This is a genomic window from Nocardia sp. 348MFTsu5.1, assembly GCF_000383535.1.
Taxonomy (GTDB): domain Bacteria; phylum Actinomycetota; class Actinomycetes; order Mycobacteriales; family Mycobacteriaceae; genus Williamsia; species Williamsia faeni.
This window is the reverse complement of the sequence record NZ_KB911524.1, coordinates 18,781-40,881: the sequence shown is the minus strand read 5'-3', so window position 1 is coordinate 40,881 and position 22,101 is coordinate 18,781. Positions and strand designations below refer to the sequence as shown.

Sequence of the window (22,101 nt, the reverse complement as noted above, 5' to 3'; positions counted from 1 at the left end):
TCACCCCTGGCAGTGTACGGGTATTTAGACGGTCTCGAAGAATCGGTGTTCTTCGCGCAGCGGTCCGGCGAGTCCCCGGAGCACGTGAGCACTACACTCGAACCCATGTCTTCTGGCTCACAAACCGAACCGCCGGTGGCTGCGGTCCCGACCTCGGTTTCGCCCGATCATCGCGGAATCACCGAACTCTTCGGGGTGCTCGCGTGCGGCGAACTGGCGGCGTTCTACCGACTCACCTCCGAGGCGCTGATGGCGCCGGGTATCCGGGGCCGGGTGGCCATGGCGAGCATGGCCGCGGCCGAGATGGCGCATTTCGAGACCCTCCAGGACGAGCTGCAGCGACGAGGTGTCGACGTCTACGGGTTGATCGCCGCGTACGAGGCCGTGCTCGATCGCTACCATGCCTCGACCGTGCCCAGTACCTGGGAGGAATCGCTGGTCAAGGTGTATGTCGGCGACGGATTGGCCGCTGATTTCTACCTCGAGATCGCGGGCACGCTGCCTCCCGAGGCCGAGGCCGTGGTCCGTGCGGTGATGGCCGAGACCGGTCATTCGGAGTTCGCTGTGCAGGCGATTCGCGACGCCGTGGCCGCCAACCCGAATCTGAAATCGCCGCTGACGTTGTGGGGACGGCGTCTGCTCGGCGAGGCGATCACCCAGACCCAGTACGTTCTGGCGGGTCAGGAGGATCTGACCGAGCTGCTCTTCTCCGTCGAGACCGACCTCAACGGGATCGCCGGATTCTTCGATTCGATCCAGGAGCGTCACGCCCGCCGCATGGCGGACATGGGCCTGACCTGAAAAATCCTCTTCGGCGCTGGTCGGCCTGACTGCCGGTCCGGCCGCGGCTGGGGATAGATTCACAACCGTAGGAAGTACGCCTGAGATCTATGGAGGATATCTGTGGCCGTTGATGTGAAGATCGGGATCACCGACAGCGCGCGCGAGCTGGTTGTGCACATCGACCAGGACAGCGACGAAGCCCACGCCGCGGTCGAGGCCGCACTGTCGGGTAGCGATCAGCTCCTGCGTCTGCAGGACGACAAAGGTGCGCGGTACCTGATTCCGGTAACCAAGATCGCCTATGTCGAGGTCGGCACCTCCGAATCCCGCAAGGTCGGGTTCGGCGCAATCTAGCTCGCTCAGACCTCGGGGCCGAGTTCGGAGTCGCTCGCGTGCTGCATCGGCACGCGGGCGAGTCCGCCCCAGAGCATCGTGACGGTGATGTCGATGGCTTCTTCTTTGGTCATGGGCCGCTTGGCGTCGAGCCAGTGGCGGGCGTTGACCTGACTGAGGCCGACGAGACCGGCGGCAAGCATGCGGGACCGGTTCTGGTCGAGGCCGGAATCGTGCATCACCAGGCCGTACACGGCGTCAACGCAGGCCTCGGTCGCGCCTTCGACACGGCGGATCGCCGCCGGATCGAGTGCATCCGACTGGAAGATCAGCCGATATCCCTGATTGTCCTCATCGATGAAATCAAAGAACGCCTCCACTGCGGAGCGGACGCGGTGCCGGTTGTCGGTGGACGTCAGCAGTGCTCCGGTGACCCGGTTGACCATCGATTCTGCGTGCAGGTCGAGGACCGCGAGATAGAGGTCGAGTTTGCTCGGGAAGTGTTGGTAGAGAACGGGTTTGCTGACACCCGCGTGGACTGCGATCTCGTCCATGCCCGCCGAGTGGTAACCGCGTTCGACGAAGATCTCACTGGCGGCATCCATCAACTGCAGTCGGCGTGCGCTCCGTGGCATCCGAACGCTCCGGCGTCCAGCATTGGCGGAGTTCGCCTTCACCCCGGTGCCTGCTGCTGCCGTCTCGTCCATGGATCGAGGGTATATCTGTCTTCCCGGGCCGCCACCGGTGGTGGCTTACAGGTGAATTGACGATGCCTGTGAGAAGGTTGAATGGTGACTGATGCGGGAGGCTCGGGGAGCAGGGGAACACGACGTTCACCCCGCGGCACCCGGGCTGAATCGGGTCGCGGTGACGAGAGTTCAGGGCGTCGCTCCTCCGGTCGCCGGACAGCAGTCGTCGACGGGAACGAACACTCTGACCAGGCACGACGTGCCGCCGATCGGGCGAGCCGACTAGCCCGGGCCGAGGCCGAGGCGGATGCGCGGCTCGCCAATCAGCGCACAGATATCCATCCTCCGGTGTCGTCGGGACGTCCCGCTCCGGATCAGCCGCTGCGGGCCCGGTGGGACCCGACGGATGATCCCGGGCGGCAACGCGCGGAACGCGACACGGATCGCAAAAAACAGAGTGCGCTGGGGCGGTTCGTCGCAACCTACGGCTGGCGCGCCTACGCGATTCCGGTCCTGGTGGTGCTCACCATCGTGATGATCGTGCTCACCGTGAGGTCGGAGCAGGAGAGCTCGCCGTCGGTGGCCGCTGCCGATTCCGATCCGGATTCGGTCCGCAGCACCGACGTGAACAACGTGACCACCGCGATCGGTGCGCCACCGGCCGAGGTCCAGGCCGAACAACTGCCGGCCGGCACTCTGCCCGACGGTGGCCCGTTCACCCAGAGCGGTGACAGTACCTACCGCATCGTCCCCGGTACGACGCCGCGCATCGGATCCGGTGGCCAAGAGTTCACGTACACCGTCGAGGTGGAGAACGGACTCAACTCCGGTGACTACGGCGGCGACCCCACGTACGCCAAGCTGGTCGACACCACTCTCGCGAATCCGAAGAGCTGGATCGGCGACGGGCAGTTCAGCTTCCGCCGGATCGACAGCGGTACCCCCGACTTCCGGGTCACCCTGACTTCTCCGGAGACCACGCGGGAGCTGTGTGGCTATGAGATCCAGCTCGAATCGAGCTGCTACTACCCGCCCGAGGGCCGGGTGACACTCAACGAGGCCCGCTGGGTGCGCGGTGCGCTCTCCTACCAGGGCGACGACCTGGGCTATCGGCAGTATCTGATCAACCACGAGATCGGCCACGCGATCGGTTTCGTCAACCATGAGCCGTGCAAGGTCAACGGGGCACTGGCGCCGGTGATGATGCAGCAGACATTCGGTACGGCCAACAGCCAGATCATGGCTCTGGATCCGGACATGAAGGCCGATCACAACTATGTCTGCAATCCCAATCCCTGGCCGTTCCCGGGGCGCTGATCCGGGCCGGCTGATGATTCTGCGCTGGTGGAATCATCTGTGTGGGACATTCGTTGAACATGGAGCCGGTGTCCGTGAGGCCCCGGTGCAGGTGGGAATCGCGTGAGGAGTGCTTGTGTCACAGTTGCCGCCGCTGGTTGAGCCCACAGGAGAGCTCACCCGCGAAGAGGTCGCCCGCTACAGCCGGCACCTGATCATCCCCGACATCGGAGTCGACGGACAGAAACGTCTCAAGAACGCCAAGGTGCTGGTCATCGGTGCCGGTGGGCTGGGGTCTCCGGCACTGCTGTATCTGGCGGCCGCCGGGGTCGGCACCATAGGAATCGTCGAGTTCGACGAGGTCGACGAGTCCAACCTGCAACGGCAGGTCATTCACGGGCAGTCCGACGTGGGCCGGCCCAAGGCCGATTCCGCAAAGGATTCGATCCTCGAGATCAACCCCTTCGTCGAGGTGCACACCCACAAGTTCCGCCTCGACAACAGCAACGCCGTCGAGCTGTTCGGGCAGTACGACCTGATCGTCGACGGCACCGACAACTTCGCCACCCGCTACCTGGTCAACGACGCCGCCGTGCTCGCGGGTAAGCCGTACGTGTGGGGATCGATCTATCGCTTCGAGGGCCAGGCCTCGGTGTTCTGGGAGGACGCGCCGAACGGACTCGGCCTGAATTACCGCGACCTGTACCCCGAGGCGCCGCCGCCGGGCATGGTGCCGTCGTGCGCCGAGGGTGGTGTGCTGGGCATCCTGTGCGCCTCGATCGGATCGATCATGGGTACCGAGGCGATCAAGCTGATCACCGGTATCGGCGAGACGCTGCTCGGCCGGTTGATGGTGTACGACGCCCTCGACATGCGCTATCGGACCATCAATCTGCGCAAGGACCCGCAGGCGCCGAAGATCACCGAACTGATCGACTATGACGCGTTCTGCGGGGTGGTCTCGGACGCGGGTGTGTCGGCGGCCACCGGCTCGACCGTGACCGCGGTCGAACTCAAGCAGCGTCTGGACTCCGGGGAGAAGCTCGCCCTGATCGATGTCCGGGAGCCCGTGGAGTGGGAGATCGTCAAGATCGAAGGTGCCACCCTGATCCCGAAGGGCGACATCGAGTCGGGCGAGGGGCTGTCCAAGCTGCCACAGGATCGGCCCGCGGTCCTGTACTGCAAGACCGGTATCCGGTCGGCCGAGGCGCTTGCGGCGGTCAAGAAGGCCGGCTTCGCGGACGCCACCCATCTGCAGGGTGGAATCACCGCCTGGGCCAAGCAGGTGGACACCGCACTGCCCGTCTACTGATCCCTGCACATCGCTCGCGGACGCGTGCGGCGACACCCTTCGAGCCTGCGGTGATTCTCTCGAACACGCCGGTAACGTTGGCGCCGTGACCTCTGACTTGACCTCCGTCGAGCCGCCCGAGCATGTCCTGAAGACCTTCGGGTTGACCGGACATCCCGTGGAGGCATTAGGTGACGGCTGGGAAGGTGGATGGCGGATCGGCGAGACGGTCCTCTCGCTCGTACCCGACCACGCGCGCGCGGCCTGGTCGGCGAAGGTCCGGGAGACGCTGTACGTCGATGGTGTCCGGGTTGCACGTCCGGTCCGGGCCTCTGACGGACGCTATGTGGTCTCGGGCTGGCGGGCCGACACCTATATCGCCGGAACACCTGAACCCCGCTTCGACGAGGTCGTCTCGCTGGCCGATCGACTCCATGAGGCCACCGCAGAACTGGAGCGTCCGCGCTTTTTGACGCAACCGCCGGCGCCGCCGTTCAGCGACGTCGACGTGTTCACCGCTTCTGATCGGGCCGCCTGGGATGACGTCCCGATGCGCGCGGCCCGGTCTGCCGGGATGGGTGACCCGACCTCACCGGACGGTGTCACCAGCCTCGAGATGCTGCACACGCTGGCCACCCTTCGCAAGAAAGTGGAGTCGCCGTCGCAGCTCGTCCACGGTGACCTGTTCGGCACAGTCTTGTTCGCCGGTACTGCCGCGCCCGGAATCACCGACATCACCCCGTATTGGAGACCCGCTGCCTGGGCGTCCGCGGTCGTCGTGGTGGACGCCCTGGCCTGGGGTGGGGCCGACGACGGACTCGTCGATCGCTGGGAAGATCTGCCGGAATGGCCGCAGATGATGTTGCGTGCCGTCATGTTCAGGTTGGCCGTTCACGCGTTACATCCCCGGTCGACGTCCGGTGCACTCCCGGGGCTCAAACGGGTCGCCGATATGGTCAGATTCCTCGTATAGCACTCCTGACCTGCTGTTTCCCGCCGATTTCGCCATGTAGCGGCCATCGTTGATCCCACTTCTCACACCCTTTTCGGGTGAGGAGTGAGAACACTGTGATTGTTCGGTCACTGCATGCAAAGCTTTCGCAACACCCATTTCCTACCGTTCTCCTCAAGTCATCCGGTAACTGGACCCGGACATACGAGGAGGGCACGAAGTGACTGCCAAGGCCACAAAGCGAAAGCACTACATCACCGACTGGGATCCCGAAGACGTCGAGGCGTGGGACAACGGCAACGCCGAAATCGCCAAGCGGAACCTGATCTGGTCGGTGATCTGTGAACACGTCGGGTTCTCGATCTGGGCGATGTTCTCGGTCCTCGCGCTGATGATGGGTCCGGAATACGGGATCAGTGCCGATCAGAAGTTCGCGATCGCGGCCACCGCGACGTTCATCGGTTCCTGCTTGCGTATTCCTTACACCCAGGCCACAGCGAAGTTCGGTGGACGGAACTGGGCGATCTTCTCGGCCGTCGTGCTGTTGATCCCCACCGGTCTGCTCCTGATGCTGATGATGAATCCGGGCGACTTCGGCTTCGGGTGGTACCTGTTCGTGGCCGCGCTGACCGGCTTCGGTGGCGGCAACTTCGCGTCCTCGATGACCAACATCAACGCGTTCTACCCGCAGCGTCTCAAGGGCTGGGCGCTGGGACTCAACGCCGGCGGCGGAAACATCGGCGTACCGGTCGTCCAGTTGATGGGGCTGCTGGTGATCTGGCTGTTTGCCGACAACCCCGAGGTCCTGTGTGCCATCTACCTGGTTCTGCTGGCCTTCGCCGGTGTCGGTGCCGCGATCTATATGGACAATCTCGACCACCAGACCGCCAGCGGTCGGTCGATGGTCCAGGCGCTGAAGTTCCGTGACACATGGATCATTTCGCTGCTGTACGTCGGAACATTCGGTTCGTTCATCGGCTTCGGGTTTGCCTTCGGTCAGGTCCTCAACATCAGCTTCGCCGCGTCCGGGAACTCGAACCCGGCTTTGGCTGCCGCGCAGATCGTCTGGATCGGACCCCTGCTGGGATCGCTGAGCCGGCCATATGGCGGAAAGCTTGCCGACAGGATCGGCGGCGGCAAGGTGACGCTGTTCAGCTTCCTCGCGATGATCGCCTCGGCTGCCATCCTGGTGGTGGCGGGACTGATCTCGGACGCGAACGACAAAGAGATCACCGGCGGCACACTGACCGCGTTCGTGATCGGCTTTGTGCTGCTGTTCCTCATCTCGGGCATCGCCAACGGCTCGGTTTACAAGATCATCCCGAGCATCTGGGAACACAAGGCCAAGATCAATCCAGCCCTGAACACGCTGGGCAAGACCAACTGGTCGCGGTCGATGTCGGGTGCACTGATCGGTATTGCCGGCGCATTCGGTGGTCTCGGTGGCGTCGGGATCAACCTGGTGCTGCGCGACAGCTACAAATCCAATCAGTCGGCCACCCAGGCCTTCATCATCTTCCTGGCCTTCTATGTCCTCGCGGCGATCGTGACCTGGTGGTTCTACGTTCGTGAGTCCTTCGAGGTCACCGAAGCGACGGCGAAGCCGGCTCCGGTCGAATCCGCCACCCCGGTAGTGCAGCCGTGACCACGCAGACGATCCCCCTCGACCTCACGGCCGAGGGCTCGGTCGGAACCCGGACACATTGCCCGTACTGCGGATTGCAGTGCGCGATGACCATCACCGGGTCCGGCGCCGCCGATGCCGAGATCGCCCCACGGCAGTTCCCCACCAACAAGGGCGGGTTGTGCCAAAAGGGTTGGACGGCAGCCGATGTGCTCCGCAACCCGAACCGGCTGACCGAACCGCTCGTCCGAGTCGACGGAGAGCTGACACCGACGACGTGGGACAACGCGCTGGACATCGTGGCGCAGGGTTTCGCTCGCGCCCGCCGTGAGCACGGCGCCGACGCGGTGGGAATCTTCGGTGGTGGCGGTCTGACCAACGAGAAGGCCTACCAGCTGGGCAAGTTCGCGCGGGTGGCATTGCAAACCTCGAACATCGACTACAACGGCCGGTTCTGCATGAGCTCGGCGGCCGCTGCCGGAATCAAGTCGTTCGGCATCGATCGGGGATTGCCGTTCCCCTTGGCCGACATCGGTTCGGCGGAGTGCATCGTCATGCTGGGCGGCAACGTGGCCGAGACGATGCCGCCGATGGTCAGCCATCTCATGACCGCTGCCCGTGCCGGTGGACTGGTCGTCGCAGATCCGCGCCGGACGGCAACGGTGGAACGTGCGGTGACCGATGGCGGTGTGCACCTGCAACTCTCGCCCGGCACCGATCTGCCCCTGGTCCTGGGCATGGTTCATATCGCGGTGACCGAGGGGTACGCCGATCTGGACTACATCGCCGACCGCACCAGCGGATTCGACGAGTTCTGGCGAGTCGCGGGGCAGTGGTGGCCGGAACGGGCCGAGCGGACCAGCGGCGTCCCGGTCAGTGCGATGCGCCGGACCGTGCAGCTGCTGGCCGCCTCCCGTGATCGCGGAACCGGCGCCTATGTGCTCACAGCCCGTGGGGCGGAACAGCATTCGACCGGTACTGACACCGTCAGCGCCGTGATCGGTCTGGCGCTGGTGCTCGGCCTGTGTGGACGGCGGGGCAGCGGCTACGGCTGCATCACCGGGCAGGGCAACGGTCAGGGCGGTCGCGAACACGGCCAGAAGGCAGACCAGTTGCCGGGCTACCGGAAGATCGCCGACCCGGCGGCACGCAAGCACGTCGCCGCGGTGTGGGGCATCGATCCCGACGACCTGCCCGGTCCCGGCCGCAGCGCCTACGAACTGCTCGAATCCCTGGGACAGCCCGGCGGACCGAAGATGCTGATGGTGCACGGTGCGAACCTGGCGGTGTCGGCGCCGCGCGCCGGACACGTGGTGGATCGGCTGCAGTCCCTGGACATGTTGGTGGTCAACGACTTCCTGATGTCGGAGACCGCGGCGATGGCCGATGTCGTGCTGCCGGTATTGCAGTGGGCCGAGGAGGAAGGGACGATGACGTCCCTCGAGGGACGGCTGCTGCGCCGGCGTCAGGCGGTGCCGGTCCCGGATGGTCCGCGCAGCGAACTGGAAGTGCTGTCGGAGTTGGCCATTCGGCTCGGTCAGCCCGCCGAACGGTTCAAGACCGACCCCCGCGAGGTCTTCGATGAGCTGCGACGAGCCTCTGCCGGTGGTCCGGCCGACTACACCGGCATCACCTACGACCGCCTCGACAACGACGAGGCGATCCACTGGCCCTGCCCCGAGGTCGGTCACCCCGGAACCCCGCGGATGTTCCTGGACCGCTTCGGCACCGAGGACGGACGGGCCAAGTTCGTCGCGGTCGACCATCACGGGCAGACCGAGCCGGTGAGCGCCGACTATCCGCTGATCTGCACGACCGGGCGGGTGCTGACGCACTACCAGTCGGGCGCCCAGACCCGTCACGTGAAGGCGCTGGCCGATGCCGCCGGCCCCATGTTCGTGGAGGTCAACTCGGACACCGCAGAGCGACTGGGAATTACGCACGGGGACCGGGTGCGAGTGACCTCGCGCCGCGGGTCTGTGATCGCTGCGGCCCGGTGCATCGACTCGTTGCGGCCCGACACCGTCTTCCTGCCTTTCCACTACGCCGGTGATGGGCGCGCCAACCTGCTGACCAATCCCGCACTCGATCCGACCAGCCGGATGCCCGAGTTCAAGATCTGCGCGGTGCGGATGGAACCGGCCGCACAGTTGGAACCGATGGGGTGAACATGACGAAGCGTGTGGTGATCGTGGGCAACGGCATGGCCGGTGCCCGGTTGCAAGAAGAACTGCATCGGCGCGACCCCGGTGGCGAGCGCGTCACCAGTGTGGTCATCGGTGAGGAGCCGACCGCCGCGTACAACCGGATCTTGATGTCGAATGTGGTGGCCGGCCGGATCCGCCCCGCCGACACCATGATTCGTGCCGAGAACTGGTACCGCGAACGCAACCTGCAGACGCATGTCGGTGTGCGCGTCGAGCGTGTCGACCGGGCCGCCCAGACGGTGCACTGCAGCGACGGAACCGTCCACCGCTACGACAAGCTCGTGTTCGCCACGGGTAGTCGCTCGTTTGTCCCACCGATCGCCGGCGCACTCGACGACGAGGGTGCGCCGGTGCCCGGCGTCGTCGCCTTCCGCAACCTCGCCGACTGTGAATCGATCGTCTCGGCACTGGGAAAGGGTGTTCGGGTGGTCGTCGTCGGTGGCGGTCTGCTCGGACTCGAGGCGGCCCGCGGTGCACTCCTGCAGGGCGCTGCGGTGACAGTGGTCCATCCGCGGTCGCATCCGATGGAAAAGCAGCTCGACAGTGCCGGTGGAGCGGTTCTCACCCGGATCCTGCGTGAGATCGGGATGGACGTGGTGCTCGGCGGGCGGGTGAGCGCGATCCGCGACGATCCGCAGACCGGCCGTGAAGTGGTGCTCACCGACGGCTCGACCCTGGGCGCCGATCTCGTCATCGTTGCCGCCGGGATCGCGCCCAACACCGAGGTCGCCGCGGAGGCCGGGCTGGCAGTCGATCACGGAATCGTCGTCGACGACGAACTCCGCACCAGCGACCGGGCCGTCTACGCGATCGGTGAATGCGCCCAGCACCGCAACATCGTCTACGGACTGGTACAGCCGGGGTGGGAGATGGCCGAGACCGTGGCCGAGAACCTGGTCGGCGAGAGCCTGGTCGGATACGAGGGCACGCAGCAGATCCTGCGACTCAAGGCCCACGACATCGACCTGGCGTCGATGGGCGAGATCGACACGGACCCGAATGATCTTGAGGCCGAGGTGATGACGCTGTCCGATCCCCACCGCGGTCGCTACGCCAAGGTGGTCGTGCGCAAGGACCGCATCGCCGGGGCGGTGCTGCTGGGCAACCCGGAGGTGGTGGGCACCATCTCCCAGTTGTTCGACTCCGGTGCGCCGGTGCCGACCGACCGCATGCGTCTGCTGCTCGGGCACCTCGTCGGAGGTGCCACCGAATCGGCGAGCCCGGCACAGATGCCCGGCGACGCGATCATCTGCCGGTGCAACACGGTGTCGAAGAAGAACCTGACCGACGCCTGGCGAAAGGGTGCCCGCAGTGCGGGTGCGATGGCCGATGCCACCCGGGCGACAACCGGTTGTGGCAGTTGCCAATCCGTGGTCGACGGATTGTGTGAATGGCTCAAGACGGCAGACGCATGACAATGACAACAGATGTGAGAAAGAGGGCTGAAGTGTCCGCTAAAACCGTTGTGGTGGTTGGTCACGGGATGGTCGGCCATCGCTTTGTCCAGGAACTGCGCCAGCGCGATGTCACCGATCAGTGGCGGGTTGTGGTGGTCTGTGAGGAACCGACCGCGGCCTACGATCGGGTGGGATTGTCCTCCTACGTGAACAATTGGGACCCGGAGTCATTGGCGCTCGACGGGAACACCTACCCGGGTGACCCGCTGGTGTCCCTCCTGCTGGGCCGGTCGGTGAAACGAATCGACCGGGTCAAGCGGACCGCCGTCCTCGATGACGACTCCAGCATTGTGTTCGACGCCCTGGTTCTGGCCACGGGTTCGTACCCGTTTGTGCCTCCGGTTCCCGGAAAGGACTCGGACAACTGCTTCGTCTATCGCACTCTGACGGACCTGGACCAGATCCGCGCTGCCGCCGAGGCCGCTCCGGCCGGTGCCACGGCGGTCGTGGTCGGTGGTGGACTCCTCGGCCTGGAGGCGGCCAACGCCCTCAAGCTCCTCGGCCTGAAGCCGCACGTGGTCGAGTTCGCGCCCCGGCTGATGCCGTTGCAGGTGGACGCCGGTGGTGGCGCATTGCTGGCCAACCTGGTCCACGAACTCGGCGTCACGGTGCACACCGGCGTGGGTACGTCGGCCATCGAACAGGTCGAGGGTGGCTCCCTGAACATCACGCTCTCGGATGGCAGCACCATCGATGATGCTGCGCTGCTGGTCTTTTCCGCCGGTGTGCGGCCACGTGATCAGCTCGCCCGGGACGCCGATCTGGCGGTCGGTGAGCGCGGCGGCGTACTTGTCGACAGTGGTTGCCGTACCGATGATCCGGACATCTACGCGATCGGTGAGGTCGCCGCGGTGGACGGCCGCTGCTACGGGCTGGTTGCTCCGGGCTACAGCACCGCGGAGGTCGTGGCCGATCGGCTGCTCGGCGGACGGTCGGAGTTCGAGGGCGCCGACATGTCGACCAAGCTCAAATTGCTCGGGGTCGATGTCGCGAGTTTCGGTGATGCGATGGGTGCCACCGAGGGTTGCCTCGAGGTGGTCTTCAACGATCCGGTTGCCGGGACGTACTCCAAAGTTGTTGTGAGTGATGATGCCAAGACACTGCTCGGCGGCGTGCTCGTCGGTGATGCAACGCAGTACGCCTTGCTCAAGCCGATGGTCGGCGGACCGCTTCCGGGTGATCCCGCGGCACTGATCGCGCCGGCCGCGGGCGAAGGCATCGGCCTGTCCGCCCTGCCCGACAGTGCGGAGATCTGTTCCTGCAACGGCGTCGACAAGGGTTCCATCTGCGGAGCCATCGCCCATGGGGCGCAGGATGTCGAAGCGGTCAAGACCTGCACCAAGGCCGGTACCACTTGTGGCGGCTGTATCCCGTCGATCACCCGCCTGCTGGCGGATTCCGGTGTCGCGATCTCGAAGTCGCTGTGTGAGCACTTCTCGCATTCCCGCGCCGAACTCTTCGAGATCGTGCAGGCGACGGGTATCCGTACCTTCAGCGAGCTTGTCGCCAAGCACGGCCACGGCCTGGGTTGTGAGATCTGCAAGCCCACCGTCGCGTCGATCCTGGCGTCGACCTCGAGTGATCACATTCTCTCGGGTGAGCAAGCGGCACTGCAGGATACAAACGACCGGTTCCTCGCCAACATGCAGAAGAACGGCACCTATTCGGTGGTTCCGCGGATGCCCGGCGGCGAGGTGACACCGGATCAGCTGATCGTGATCGGTCAGGTGGCAAAGGATTTCGACCTCTACACCAAGGTCACCGGCGGTCAGCGGATCGACTTGTTCGGCGCCCGCGTCGAGCAGTTGCCACTCATCTGGCAGCGGCTGGTCGACGCCGGCATGGAATCCGGTCATGCGTACGGGAAGAGCCTGCGCACCGTGAAGAGTTGTGTCGGTACCAGCTGGTGCCGGTACGGGGTCCAGGATTCGGTGGGCATGGCCGTCGACCTGGAGAACCGCTATCGAGGTCTGCGATCACCGCACAAGCTGAAGTTCGGTGTGTCCGGTTGCGCGCGGGAGTGCGCGGAGGCCCGCGGCAAAGACGTCGGCATCATCGCCACCGAACACGGCTGGAATCTCTATGTCGGCGGCAACGGCGGTCAGAGTCCGGCGCACGCCCAGTTGCTGGCATCGGGCATCGATGATGCGACGCTCGTCACATACATCGATCGATTCCTGATGTTCTACATCCGCACGGCCGACCGGCTGCAACGAACGGCACCCTGGCTCTCATCGCTCGAAGGTGGCCTGGATCACCTCAAAGATGTTGTGTGTGAAGACAGCCTCGGCATCGCCGCCGAGCTGGAGGCGGCGATGGAAACCCACGTCGCCGGATACAAGGACGAGTGGGCCGGTGTGCTCGACGACGAGGACAAACTGGCCCGTTTCGTGTCTTTTGTGAATGCGCCGGAACAACCCGATCCCACCATTGGTTTCTCGGAGAGTGGCGGACGTAAAGTGCCCGTACTCTTGGGGATACCGCAGCTCGGCGCAGTCCGCCGGGGAACGGAGGAAACGTCACGATGAGTCTCATCGACGACACACGAGTTGATACGAACGCCGCCATGTGGACTGCGGCCTGCCACTTCGACCGGCTCGTGCCGGGCTTCGGAGTCGCGGTCCTGCTGCCCGGGGGTGAACAGGTGGCACTGTTCCGGATGGTCGACGGGGAGCTGTACGCCGTGGGCAACATCGACCCGTTCGGCAATGCGGCAGTCATGTCGCGCGGGCTGGTCGGCGACCGCGACGGTGAGCCGACTGTCGCCTCGCCCCTGCTCAAGCAGGTGTTCTCCCTGGTGGACGGGCGCTGCCTGGGAGACGAGAATGTAATCTTGCCCGTCTACGATGTGCGGCAACGAGCCGGCCTCGTGCAGGTACGGCCGCGATAGCGTGACAAATGGAGGTCTAGTGAGTTCGGGTGGTCGCAGCACTGAGGGTGATACAGGTCCGTTGACCGGATTCACCATCGGGATCACGGCGGCGCGCCGAGCCGACGAGTTCGCGGCTCTGCTGGAGCGACGTGGGGCCGTGATCGAGCGGACGCCCGCTATCCAGATCATCCCGCTCGCCGACGACACGGAGTTGCGGGCAGCGACCGAGAAGGTCGTTGCGCATCCACCTGAGATCGTGGTTGCCACAACAGGTATCGGATTCCGCGGCTGGATGGAGGCCGCGGAGGACTGGGGTATGGCAGAGGCGTTGGTCGAGGCGCTGGGCCGGTCTCGGGTACTGGCCCGCGGTCCCAAGGCCAAGGGTGCGATCCGGGCCGGTGGCCTGCGTGAGGAATGGTCGCCGCCGAACGAGTCGTCGAGCGAGGTTCTCGAACATCTCCTGGCCGAAGGGGTCGACGGCGTCCGGGTGGGTGTTCAGCTCCACGGTGCGACCACGGAGTGGGAGCCGCTGCCCGACTTCTGTGAGGTCTTGCGGGAAGCAGGCGCCGAGGTGCTCCCGATTCCGGTATATCGGTGGTTGCCACCGCGCGACACCACTGAGCTGGATCAGATGATCTCTCAGATCATCAACTTCGACATCGACGCCGTCTCGTTCACCAGTGCGCCGGCGGTGGCCTCGATGCTCGGCCGGGCACAGGACACCGGACGCCTCGACGCGCTCCTCGAATCGTTGCGGACCGACGTCGCCGCCATGTGTGTCGGTCCGGTGACCGCGGGACCCCTTGTTGCACTGAAGGTTCCGACGTCGCGACCGGGCCGGTTCCGGTTGGGTGCATTGGCTCGTCACATCGCCGAAGAGATGCCGCGCCGGGTCCCGACGATGCGGGTCGCCGGGCACGACATGAGTATTCGCAGTCGAGCGGTGATGGTCGACGGCGAGTTGCGGCCGTTGTCGCCGGCCGGACTGACACTGCTCAAGGCGCTGGCACAGCGTCCGGGCCGGGTGGTGTCGCGGCAGGCGCTCCTGGCCCAGCTACCCGGCGGGGGTGAGGACACACATGCGGTCGAGACCGCGATGGCCAGACTGCGCGCCGGGCTGGGGGACTCCCGCATGATCCAGACCGTGGTGAAACGCGGGTACAGACTGTCAATAGATCTCGAATACGAGGAGGGCGAGAACACATGATCTTCAATCATCTTGGTGCGCAGCCCATCCTGGTTGCCCATGGGACCCGTTCGGAGCACGGCACTGCGATGATCGCAGATCTGGCCGATAAGGTGTCGGCGCAGATCGGACCAACCCGGGTGGCGTTTGTGGACGTTCTCGGGCCCTCGCCGTCCGAGGTGTTGTCCGGCGTCGACGGACCTGCGGTGGTGGTCCCGGCGTTTCTGGCGGAGGGCTACCACGTCCGCCAGGATCTGCCCGAACACATCGTTGCCAGTGGCCATCAGGCCACCAGCGTGTCCCGGGCGCTCGGCCCGGATCCGGAACTGGCCCGCGTTCTTGCCCAGCGCCTGACCGAATGTGGCTGGAAGCGTGGGGATTCGGTGGTCCTCGCGGCCGCGGGGTCATCGGATGCGTATGCGCTCGGTCAGGTCCGGCGGGCCGCCACACTGCTCGGGGCAATGATCGGTGCCCATGTCGAGGTCGGGTACATCGCGACCGGCGAGCCCCGGATCGCCGACGTTGTTGCGGCGACTCGGGCGCAGACCCGGCGCCGGGTATTCATCGCGTCCTATCTGCTGGCGCAGGGCCTGTTCCATGATCGTTTGCAGGGCGTCGGTGCCGATGGGGTGTCGGAGCCGCTCGGGGCGGATCCGAGGGTGGTCGATCTGGTGGTCAGGCGGATGCGTTCGGTCCGGCGGGTAGTTCCGGCGATATGAGTTCCGGTCGGGCAAAAGCCTGATTGTTGTGCTCGCTGCACAACGATTGAGCTTAATTTCGTCCCTTCAGGCCGTCGTGAAGTGCGCACCGGCTCCATAGTGTTCTAGGTCACAGCGATGTTCGCCGGTCGAATCCGGCAGGCGTGGACCGAAGGGCACCCATAGTGGATCTGGCATATCTTCCCTGGCGACAAACCGAGGTGCGGCGTGAGCGAGTATGTCTGCGCGACGACCGCGGCGCGCTGACCTACGCGCAGGCGGACCGGCGGGTTGCCGCGATCGCCGAGCAGTTTGCCGCTACGGGGTTCGGTCGGGGGGATGTCGTCGCGATCATGTTGCCCAATCGTGTCGAGCTGGTACTCGCGATCCTCGCGGCCTGGAGACTTGGTGCGGCGGCGACGCCCATCAACCCGGCATTCACCGAGGGTGAAGCCGGTTTCCAGATCGAGGATTCCGGTGCCAGCCTACTGATCGCGGAAGCCGGCGCGGCGGCGGGAATCACCACCATCGTGGCCGACGATCTCGCGATGACCGCCATCTCGGATCACCAACCGGTGGTGCTCGAACCCGAGGACCTCGCGCTGCTCGTCTATACGAGCGGATCGACCGGAAAACCGAAGGGGGTCATGCAGACCCATCAGAATGTCGATTCGATGGCCACGATCTTCGCAGGACACCTCGAGTTGACCGAGGATGATCACTGCATGCTCATCTTGCCGTTGTTCCACGCGAATGCCTTGATGGTCAGCACTTTTGCGCCATTGTCGGTAGGTGGTCAACTCTCGATTGTCGGAAGCTTTTCACCGCGCACCTTCTTTGACCACATCGAGCGGCTGCGCCCCACCTACTTCTCCGCGGTACCCACCATCTATGCGCTGCTCGCCGCCCTCCCAGAGGAGGTTCGACCGGACACGTCGTCGCTGCGGTTTGTCGTTTGCGGCGCTGCTCCGGTCTCGGTCGAGCTTCTCGAAAAGTGTTCACAGCGATATGGTTTCGAGATCATCGAAGGCTACGGCCTGACCGAGACCACATGTGGTTCGGCATGCAACCCGGTGCATGGACAGCGCAAACCGGGAACGGTCGGTCCGGCGCTGTCCGGGCTGGACATCCGGGTGGTCCGCGCCGACGGCAGCGTCGCAGGCGTGGGTGAACCGGGCGAGGTGCAGATCAGTGGACCCACCGTGATGCGCGGATACCTGGGTAAACCGGACGCCACCGCGGATACGATCATCGACGGTTGGCTGCGCACCGGGGACATCGGCAGACTCGACGACGACGGCTACCTCACCCTGGTCGACCGACTCAAAGACATGATCATCCGCGGCGGCGAGAACATCTACCCGAAAGAGATCGAAAACATCCTTGCCGCAGATCATTCCGTGCTCGAGGCGGCGGTCGTCGGTCGACCGGATCCGATCTTCGGTGAGGTGCCGGTCGCCTATGTGACGCTCTATCCCGGATCTTCTTGCACCACAGACGATCTGATCGACCACTGCCGGCGGCACCTGACGCGGGTGAAGGTGCCCGAATCGATCACGATCGTCGAAGCCCTGCCCAAGAATCCGGTCGGAAAGATCAACAAACCAGAACTTCGACGCGCCCTGCAGACCGCCTAGCTCGCAACCCCGATACAACCACCGACGCGGGTCACCTCCCGCGGCGATACCCCTTGCCCGAAATCAGCTGCTCTCAACGAAGGAGAAGACATGGGATTCAAGACAGCCGACATGCCGCCGGTTGACCCGGCGGAGTTCGGTTCCCTGCCGTTCATGGACCGGATGCGACTCCTCGCCACCCACTGGTGTGAATACGGATTCGGAAGTCCCAAACAGCTGCACATGCTGTATGTCTACAAGCTGATCCTCTATGTCGGACTCGGCGTCGTCATCGTCGGCTTGACCACTCCGGGTCTCGGCGGGTTCGGAGATTTTGCTTCCTGGTGGAACGAACCCATCGTGTACCTCAAGCTGATGGCCTGGACCATTCTGTTCGAGATCACCGGCCTGGCATCATCTTCCGGCCCGCTTGCCTTCAAGTTCAGCCCGTTCATCGGTGGATTTCTCTACTTCAGCCGCCGAAACACCCTGCGCGTCGCGCCCTGGCCGGGCAAGGTTCCGTTCACCGCGGGTGACCATCGAACCTTCTGGGACGTCGGCCTGTACTTCGTGATCCTGGCGAACCTCGCCTTCATCCTGGTGTTTCCCGGGCAGGAAACCTCAATCGTGCCCGGCAGTGAGGCCGGCCTACCGCCGTCTTGGGCGCTGCTGAGCTACGTCGGCCTGATCGTGCTGATGGGACTGCGGGACAAGGTCGTTTTCCTCGCGGCCCGATCCGAGCAGTACATCGCGATCCTGTTCTTCTTCGGTGTGATGACCAACCTCGTCGACATGATCGTCGCGGCAAAGATCGTGATGGTCGTGATCTGGATGGGTGCCGGGGTCTCGAAGTTCGGCCGGCACTTCACCAACGTGGTGGCGCCGATGACGAGCAACACCCCGTGGATCACCTCGACGCGTCTCAAGCGCAGTCTCTACCGCAATTTCCCCGAGGACATCCGGCCGTCGCACCGGTCGTCCGCGCTCGCCCACATCGGCGGCACGGTGGTCGAACTGGTGGTGCCGCTGGTCTTGTTGTTCTCGACCAACCGCACCGTGACGTTGCTGGCGATCATCGTCATCGTCTGCTTCCACGTCTTCATCATCTCCACCTTCCCGCTCGCCGTTCCGCTGGAATGGAACGTCTTCTTCATCTTCGCGACGGTCTTCCTGTTCTGGGGGTTCGACGCGGGTGCGGGATACGGTGTCGGCGACATGAGCACCGGATGGTTGATCGCGGCTCTGGTGGCTGCGCTGTTCTTCCCGATTCTGGGTAACCTTCGCCCACAACAGGTCTCGTTCCTTCCGTCCATGCGCCAGTACGCGGGCAACTGGGCGTCGGCGACCTGGGCGTTCCGTGGCCGGGACATGGAAGAAAAGCTCAATACCCACATCGTGAAGTACAACACCAACCAGATCGACCAGCTCACAGCGGCTTTCGGCGCAGAGGTTGCCGAGATCTTCATGCAGAAGGCAGTCGCCTGGCGCACCATGCACAGTCAGGGACGTGCGCTGATCTCGCTGATGATGCGGCATACGGACTCGCTGGAGAACTACGTCATCCGGGAAGGCGAGTTCGTCTGCACCACGCTGGTCGGCTGGCAGTTCGGCGATGCCCACCTGCACGACGAGCGGCTGATCGAAGCCGTCCAGCGCCGTTGCGATTTCGCACCGGGCGAGCTGATCGTCACATTCACCGAGTCGCAGCCCATCCACCGCAACTACATCGAATATCGGGTCATCGACGCAGCCCTGGGCGTGGTCGAACGCGGTACGTACGTGGTCAAGGACGCCACCGACGAGCAGCCCTGGTTGCCGAACGGACCTATCCCGCATCAGGTCACCTGGACCATGCATGGTTACCAGGCCCCGGGTGATCTGACCCGGGCACGGTCCGGCTGGCCTGTGGGCACCGGCGACTTCGAAATGATCGAGGTGGCCGAAGCGAGTACGGAGGCCCCCGACCGTGCCAAGGTGGATGGATGACAGAGGCAGTCGTGGTCGGCAGCGGACCCAATGGGCTCGCTGCGGCCCTGACCCTCGCCGCCGCCGGTGTCCGGGTGCGGGTGCTCGAAGCCGCGCCGCTCATCGGCGGCGGCACCCGCAGCGGGGACTACACCGACACCGGTGTGGTGCACGACGAATGTTCGATGGCTCATCCGCTTGCCCTCGACACCGCGTTCTCGCGCAGCGTCGACCTGCAGCGGTACGGACTGAACTGGGAGTGGCCGGAGATCCAGTACTCGCATCCGCTCGACGGCGGGCGTGGTGTGGGGGTGTACCGCTCGGTCGAGCGAACCGTCGCCGGGTTGGGGTCCGCGGGTCCGGCGTGGCGCCGCGTCTTCGGGTCGGTGTCGGATCGGTTCGCCGACATCGCGACCGATTTCACCCGACCACTGCTGCACGTGCCGGACCACCCGATCAAGCTGGCCCGGTTCGGTGCCCTGGCCGCGCTGCCGGCCACTGTGCTGGCCAGGGTCTTCGGTACGGAAGAAGCGCAGGCACTGTTCGGAGGTGTTGCAGCCCATGCGTTCCGGCCACTCGGAACGCCGATGTCGTCAGCGATCGGGTTGGCGCTGGGGTCGGCGGCCCACACCTACGGATGGCCGGTGGCCCGTGGTGGTTCAGGGGCCATCACCAGGGCGATGGCCGCTGCAGTCGTCGACCTCGGTGGCACGATCGAAACCGGGGTGCACGTGACCTCGCTGTCGGAGTTGGACGCCCCGGACATCGTCATGCTCGACACCTCACCCGCGGCGGCCGCGCGGATCGCGGGTGATCGGATGCCGGCACGCATCAGTCGCGCCTACCGGCACTACCGGCACGGACCGGCGGCCTACCAGGTCAATTACGCGGTGCGGGACGGGATCCCATGGGCCGATCAGCTATCGCGGTCCGCCGGTACGGTGCACGTCGGCGGTGCCTTCGCCGACGTCGTGGCGGCCGAGCGGGACGTGCACCGTGGCGTCATGCCGGCGCGTCCGTTTGTGCTGGTGGGTCAGCAATATCTCGCCGATCCGACCAGGTCGAACTACGACATCCACCCGATCGATGCCTACGCCCACGTACCGGCGAATTGGTCGGGCGACGCGGGCGCGGCGATCACGGCGCAGATCGAGAGGTTCGCACCCGGGTTCAGTGATCGGATCGTGGCGACCCGTATCCGGTCGGTGGCGCGAATCGAGTCGGACAATGAGAACTTCGTCGGCGGTGACATAACGACCGGTGCAAACACGCCGTGGCGCTTGGTGTTCCGTCCTCGATTCGCTCTGGACCCGTATGCCACCGGCATCGACGGGGTGTACCTGTGTTCTGCCGCGACGCCGCCGGGTGCGGGCGCGCATGGCATGTGCGGCCACAACGCCGCCCGCTCGGCACTCGGCGCACTGACCACCTCGGACGTGGCGATGTGATGACCGATCAGCGGACGCGCGACTGGGTGGTGGCTGCCGATGATCCGGAACTGGCGGCAGCTGTGGTCACGATCGCCAAGCGGCTGGGCGAGCGCGAAGGCGAGATCAGCGCGCACATGACCGACCTGATCGCCCGCGAGGTCGAACCGCTCGATGCCAGCGACCTGGGAGCGGCGCTCCACGCCAGTGTGCACGGCAATGTCACGACCATGCTCGATATCCTCGAACACAACATTTCGCTCGCCGACGTCGAGCCGATCCGCCCGGCCGTCGACTACGCGCTGCTACTGGCCCAGCGTGGAGTGCCGCCTTCATCGTTGCGTCGGGCCTACCATTTCGGCTCAGATGACCTCCGAGAGGCCATCTTCGGCGAGATCTCGTCCCTCGACGTGGCCGCCGATCTGAAGCTCCGCCTTCTCCATCAACTCGATTCGTTCATCCACAAGTACATCGACTGGATCACCCAGATCGTGCTGCTCGCCCACGAAGAAGAGCGCCGCCTGTGGCTCAACCGGACCGCCGGTGTCACCGCCACGCTGGTTCGGGAGGTTCTCAGCGAGCACAGCGTCGATCGATTCGAGTTCGCCGAGAAGACGCGTTATGGACTGGAGCAGGCGCACGTCGGTGCAGTGTTGTGGATCGAGCACGCCAATCCCGGTCTCGACCACACCCGTTCGCTGCAGTCGATCGCCGACGCGATCACCGAGGTGATAGGTCCGCGGTCGGCGGTGCTGTTCACCGCGGTCGACCGCAGCACCGCCTGGGTGTGGTTCGGGCGCGGCGAGGACCGATCGCCGATCGATGTGAACCCCGTGCGCACCAGACTGGAACGTTTCGAAGGTGCCCGGATCACCTTCGGGCTCCCCGAGGTCGGTGTACCCGGATTTCGCCAGTCCCACCAGCAGGCGGAGTCGGTGGTGGCGGTGGTGAGGGCGGCATCGGGTTCGGCGCGGACCGCGGTCAGCTTCGGGGACCGCGGGATGGCCATCGTGGCGATGCTCGCCCGCGACCTGGACGCGACCAAGACCTGGGTCGGGGACGTGCTGGGTCCGCTCGCCAACGACACCGAGAGCGAGGCGATGCTGCGTGAGACCCTGCGGGTGTTCCTCGAAACCGGACGAAGTCATACGCAGACTGCCGAACAGTTGATGCTGCACCGCAATTCGGTCCGCTACCGGATCCGTAAAGCCGAGGCGGTTCGGCAACGACCGGTCGATGTCGACCGCCTCGATGTTGAGGTCGCCCTGCATGCCTGTCATCTGCTCGGAGCGGCAGTCCTCACGTCGCGGTGACCCCGCACCCCGTTACCGCCGCACCCCGATGATGTGGTGTTTTGGCGGAGCCCACCTGGGGGTTTGTTCGCCAAAAGGGCACAGGATCGGGTTAGGGGAGCGCTAGACGGGCGACTTTCATGTCGACGCGACCGTCGAAGACCGGAACACCTTCGGCCTGAAGGCGTTCGAGCTGTCTCGTTCGCAAGTGTGGCGCCGGCCGGCCGCTGACCGCGATGACGCGGTGCCACGGTAGGTCGGACGAATCGGTACGCATGATCCATCCGACGATGCGAGCGCTGGACAGTCCGGCCGCCGCCGCGACATCGCCGTAGGTGGTGACCTTGCCGGCGGGTACCGAGGCCACGATGTCGCGGACCCGTTCGACCTCTTCTTCCGTCACGGCCGCCATT

At 65.1% G+C, this 22,101-nt stretch carries 18 protein-coding genes; 16 read left to right on the top strand and 2 right to left on the bottom strand.

The annotated features are described in order from the left end of the window. Positions 1–105 precede the first annotated feature (105 nt). Both H290_RS0123540 and H290_RS0123535 read left to right on the top strand, forming a co-directional pair. Positions 106–801 carry a ferritin-like fold-containing protein gene (locus tag H290_RS0123540; protein WP_036520067.1) on the top strand — a complete coding sequence of 232 codons (696 nt, stop codon included), beginning with the start codon at positions 106–108 and terminating at the stop codon, positions 799–801. Positions 802–903: 102 nt separating this feature from the next. Further along, positions 904–1,137 carry a DUF3107 domain-containing protein gene (locus H290_RS0123535; protein ID WP_028463609.1) on the top strand — a complete coding sequence of 78 codons (234 nt, stop codon included), beginning with the start codon at positions 904–906 and terminating at the stop codon, positions 1,135–1,137. 5 nt (positions 1,138–1,142) lie between these two features. Here H290_RS0123535 and H290_RS0123530 read toward each other — a convergent pair whose 3' ends face one another. Continuing rightward, a complete protein-coding gene (locus H290_RS0123530; protein WP_020109303.1) occupies positions 1,143–1,823 on the bottom strand; it encodes a TetR/AcrR family transcriptional regulator in 681 nt (226 codons plus the stop codon). An 81-nt stretch (positions 1,824–1,904) separates the two neighbouring features. Between H290_RS0123530 and H290_RS0123525 the strand changes: the two genes are divergently transcribed. From H290_RS0123525 to H290_RS0123460, 14 genes are all read left to right on the top strand, one after another. Then, positions 1,905–3,122: a DUF3152 domain-containing protein gene (locus H290_RS0123525; protein ID WP_020109302.1), complete on the top strand. Its 1,218-nt coding sequence runs from the start codon at positions 1,905–1,907 to the stop codon at positions 3,120–3,122. A gap of 115 nt (positions 3,123–3,237) precedes the next feature. After that, a complete protein-coding gene (moeZ, locus tag H290_RS0123520) occupies positions 3,238–4,413 on the top strand; it encodes an adenylyltransferase/sulfurtransferase MoeZ (protein ID WP_020109301.1) in 1,176 nt (391 codons plus the stop codon). A gap of 97 nt (positions 4,414–4,510) precedes the next feature. Continuing rightward, the gene (locus H290_RS0123515; RefSeq protein ID WP_028463607.1) at positions 4,511–5,365 is read left to right on the top strand and encodes a TIGR02569 family protein; all 855 of its coding nucleotides are present in this window, start codon (positions 4,511–4,513) and stop codon (positions 5,363–5,365) included. A 199-nt stretch (positions 5,366–5,564) separates the two neighbouring features. After that, entirely contained in the window at positions 5,565–6,989 is a 1,425-nt protein-coding gene (locus tag H290_RS0123510; RefSeq protein ID WP_020109299.1) for a NarK/NasA family nitrate transporter, read from the top strand. Next, the gene (locus tag H290_RS0123505; protein WP_020109298.1) at positions 6,986–9,136 is read left to right on the top strand and encodes a molybdopterin oxidoreductase family protein; all 2,151 of its coding nucleotides are present in this window, start codon (positions 6,986–6,988) and stop codon (positions 9,134–9,136) included. Before H290_RS0123510 ends, H290_RS0123505 begins: the two co-directional genes overlap by 4 nt. 2 nt (positions 9,137–9,138) lie before the next feature. Continuing rightward, positions 9,139–10,590, top strand: coding sequence for an FAD-dependent oxidoreductase (locus H290_RS0123500; protein WP_028463606.1), 1,452 nt, complete (start codon positions 9,139–9,141; stop codon positions 10,588–10,590). Positions 10,591–10,658: 68 nt separating this feature from the next. After that, complete coding sequence (nirB, locus tag H290_RS0123495) at positions 10,659–13,160, top strand: nitrite reductase large subunit NirB (RefSeq protein ID WP_231373823.1); 2,502 nt, start codon at positions 10,659–10,661, stop codon at positions 13,158–13,160. 38 nt (positions 13,161–13,198) lie between these two features. Beyond that, positions 13,199–13,522: a nitrite reductase small subunit NirD gene (gene nirD, locus H290_RS0123490; protein WP_369758844.1), complete on the top strand. Its 324-nt coding sequence runs from the start codon at positions 13,199–13,201 to the stop codon at positions 13,520–13,522. Beyond that, the gene (locus tag H290_RS0123485; protein ID WP_081631699.1) at positions 13,479–14,711 is read left to right on the top strand and encodes a uroporphyrinogen-III synthase; all 1,233 of its coding nucleotides are present in this window, start codon (positions 13,479–13,481) and stop codon (positions 14,709–14,711) included. Before nirD ends, H290_RS0123485 begins: the two co-directional genes overlap by 44 nt. Continuing rightward, positions 14,708–15,409 (top strand): sirohydrochlorin chelatase, encoded by a 702-nt coding sequence (locus H290_RS0123480; RefSeq protein WP_020109293.1) that lies wholly within the window; start codon positions 14,708–14,710, stop codon positions 15,407–15,409. The genes H290_RS0123485 and H290_RS0123480 overlap by 4 nt, the downstream gene beginning before the upstream one ends. A 161-nt stretch (positions 15,410–15,570) precedes the next feature. Then, positions 15,571–17,025: an AMP-binding protein gene (locus tag H290_RS0123475; protein ID WP_196809620.1), complete on the top strand. Its 1,455-nt coding sequence runs from the start codon at positions 15,571–15,573 to the stop codon at positions 17,023–17,025. 90 nt (positions 17,026–17,115) lie between these two features. After that, the gene (locus tag H290_RS0123470) at positions 17,116–18,990 is read left to right on the top strand and encodes a DUF3556 domain-containing protein (protein ID WP_020109291.1); all 1,875 of its coding nucleotides are present in this window, start codon (positions 17,116–17,118) and stop codon (positions 18,988–18,990) included. Continuing rightward, entirely contained in the window at positions 18,987–20,417 is a 1,431-nt protein-coding gene (locus H290_RS0123465) for an NAD(P)/FAD-dependent oxidoreductase (protein ID WP_020109290.1), read from the top strand. The genes H290_RS0123470 and H290_RS0123465 overlap by 4 nt, the downstream gene beginning before the upstream one ends. Then, positions 20,417–21,709: a CdaR family transcriptional regulator gene (locus H290_RS0123460; protein WP_020109289.1), complete on the top strand. Its 1,293-nt coding sequence runs from the start codon at positions 20,417–20,419 to the stop codon at positions 21,707–21,709. The genes H290_RS0123465 and H290_RS0123460 overlap by 1 nt, the downstream gene beginning before the upstream one ends. A gap of 91 nt (positions 21,710–21,800) precedes the next feature. Here H290_RS0123460 and H290_RS0123455 read toward each other — a convergent pair whose 3' ends face one another. After that, positions 21,801–22,100: an MGMT family protein gene (locus tag H290_RS0123455; protein ID WP_020109288.1), complete on the bottom strand. Its 300-nt coding sequence runs from the start codon at positions 22,098–22,100 to the stop codon at positions 21,801–21,803. Position 22,101 lies beyond the last annotated feature (1 nt).

What these genes read in the sequence shown, in the direction of transcription:
- H290_RS0123540 (WP_036520067.1), top strand. Translation starts at nt 106, where the DNA reads ATGTCTTCTGGCTCACAAACCGAACCGCCGGTGGCTGCGGTCCCGACC.
- H290_RS0123480 (WP_020109293.1), top strand. Translation starts at nt 14,708, where the DNA reads ATGATCTTCAATCATCTTGGTGCGCAGCCCATCCTGGTTGCCCATGGG.
- H290_RS0123525 (WP_020109302.1), top strand. Translation starts at nt 1,905, where the DNA reads ATGGTGACTGATGCGGGAGGCTCGGGGAGCAGGGGAACACGACGTTCA.
- nirD (WP_369758844.1), top strand. Translation starts at nt 13,199, where the DNA reads ATGTGGACTGCGGCCTGCCACTTCGACCGGCTCGTGCCGGGCTTCGGA.
- H290_RS0123460 (WP_020109289.1), top strand. Translation starts at nt 20,417, where the DNA reads ATGACCGATCAGCGGACGCGCGACTGGGTGGTGGCTGCCGATGATCCG.
- H290_RS0123530 (WP_020109303.1), bottom strand. Translation starts at nt 1,823, where the DNA reads ATGGACGAGACGGCAGCAGCAGGCACCGGGGTGAAGGCGAACTCCGCC.
- H290_RS0123455 (WP_020109288.1), bottom strand. Translation starts at nt 22,100, where the DNA reads ATGGCGGCCGTGACGGAAGAAGAGGTCGAACGGGTCCGCGACATCGTG.
- H290_RS0123470 (WP_020109291.1), top strand. Translation starts at nt 17,116, where the DNA reads ATGGGATTCAAGACAGCCGACATGCCGCCGGTTGACCCGGCGGAGTTC.
- H290_RS0123500 (WP_028463606.1), top strand. Translation starts at nt 9,139, where the DNA reads ATGACGAAGCGTGTGGTGATCGTGGGCAACGGCATGGCCGGTGCCCGG.
- H290_RS0123485 (WP_081631699.1), top strand. Translation starts at nt 13,479, where the DNA reads ATGTGCGGCAACGAGCCGGCCTCGTGCAGGTACGGCCGCGATAGCGTG.
- H290_RS0123465 (WP_020109290.1), top strand. Translation starts at nt 18,987, where the DNA reads ATGACAGAGGCAGTCGTGGTCGGCAGCGGACCCAATGGGCTCGCTGCG.
- nirB (WP_231373823.1), top strand. Translation starts at nt 10,659, where the DNA reads ATGGTCGGCCATCGCTTTGTCCAGGAACTGCGCCAGCGCGATGTCACC.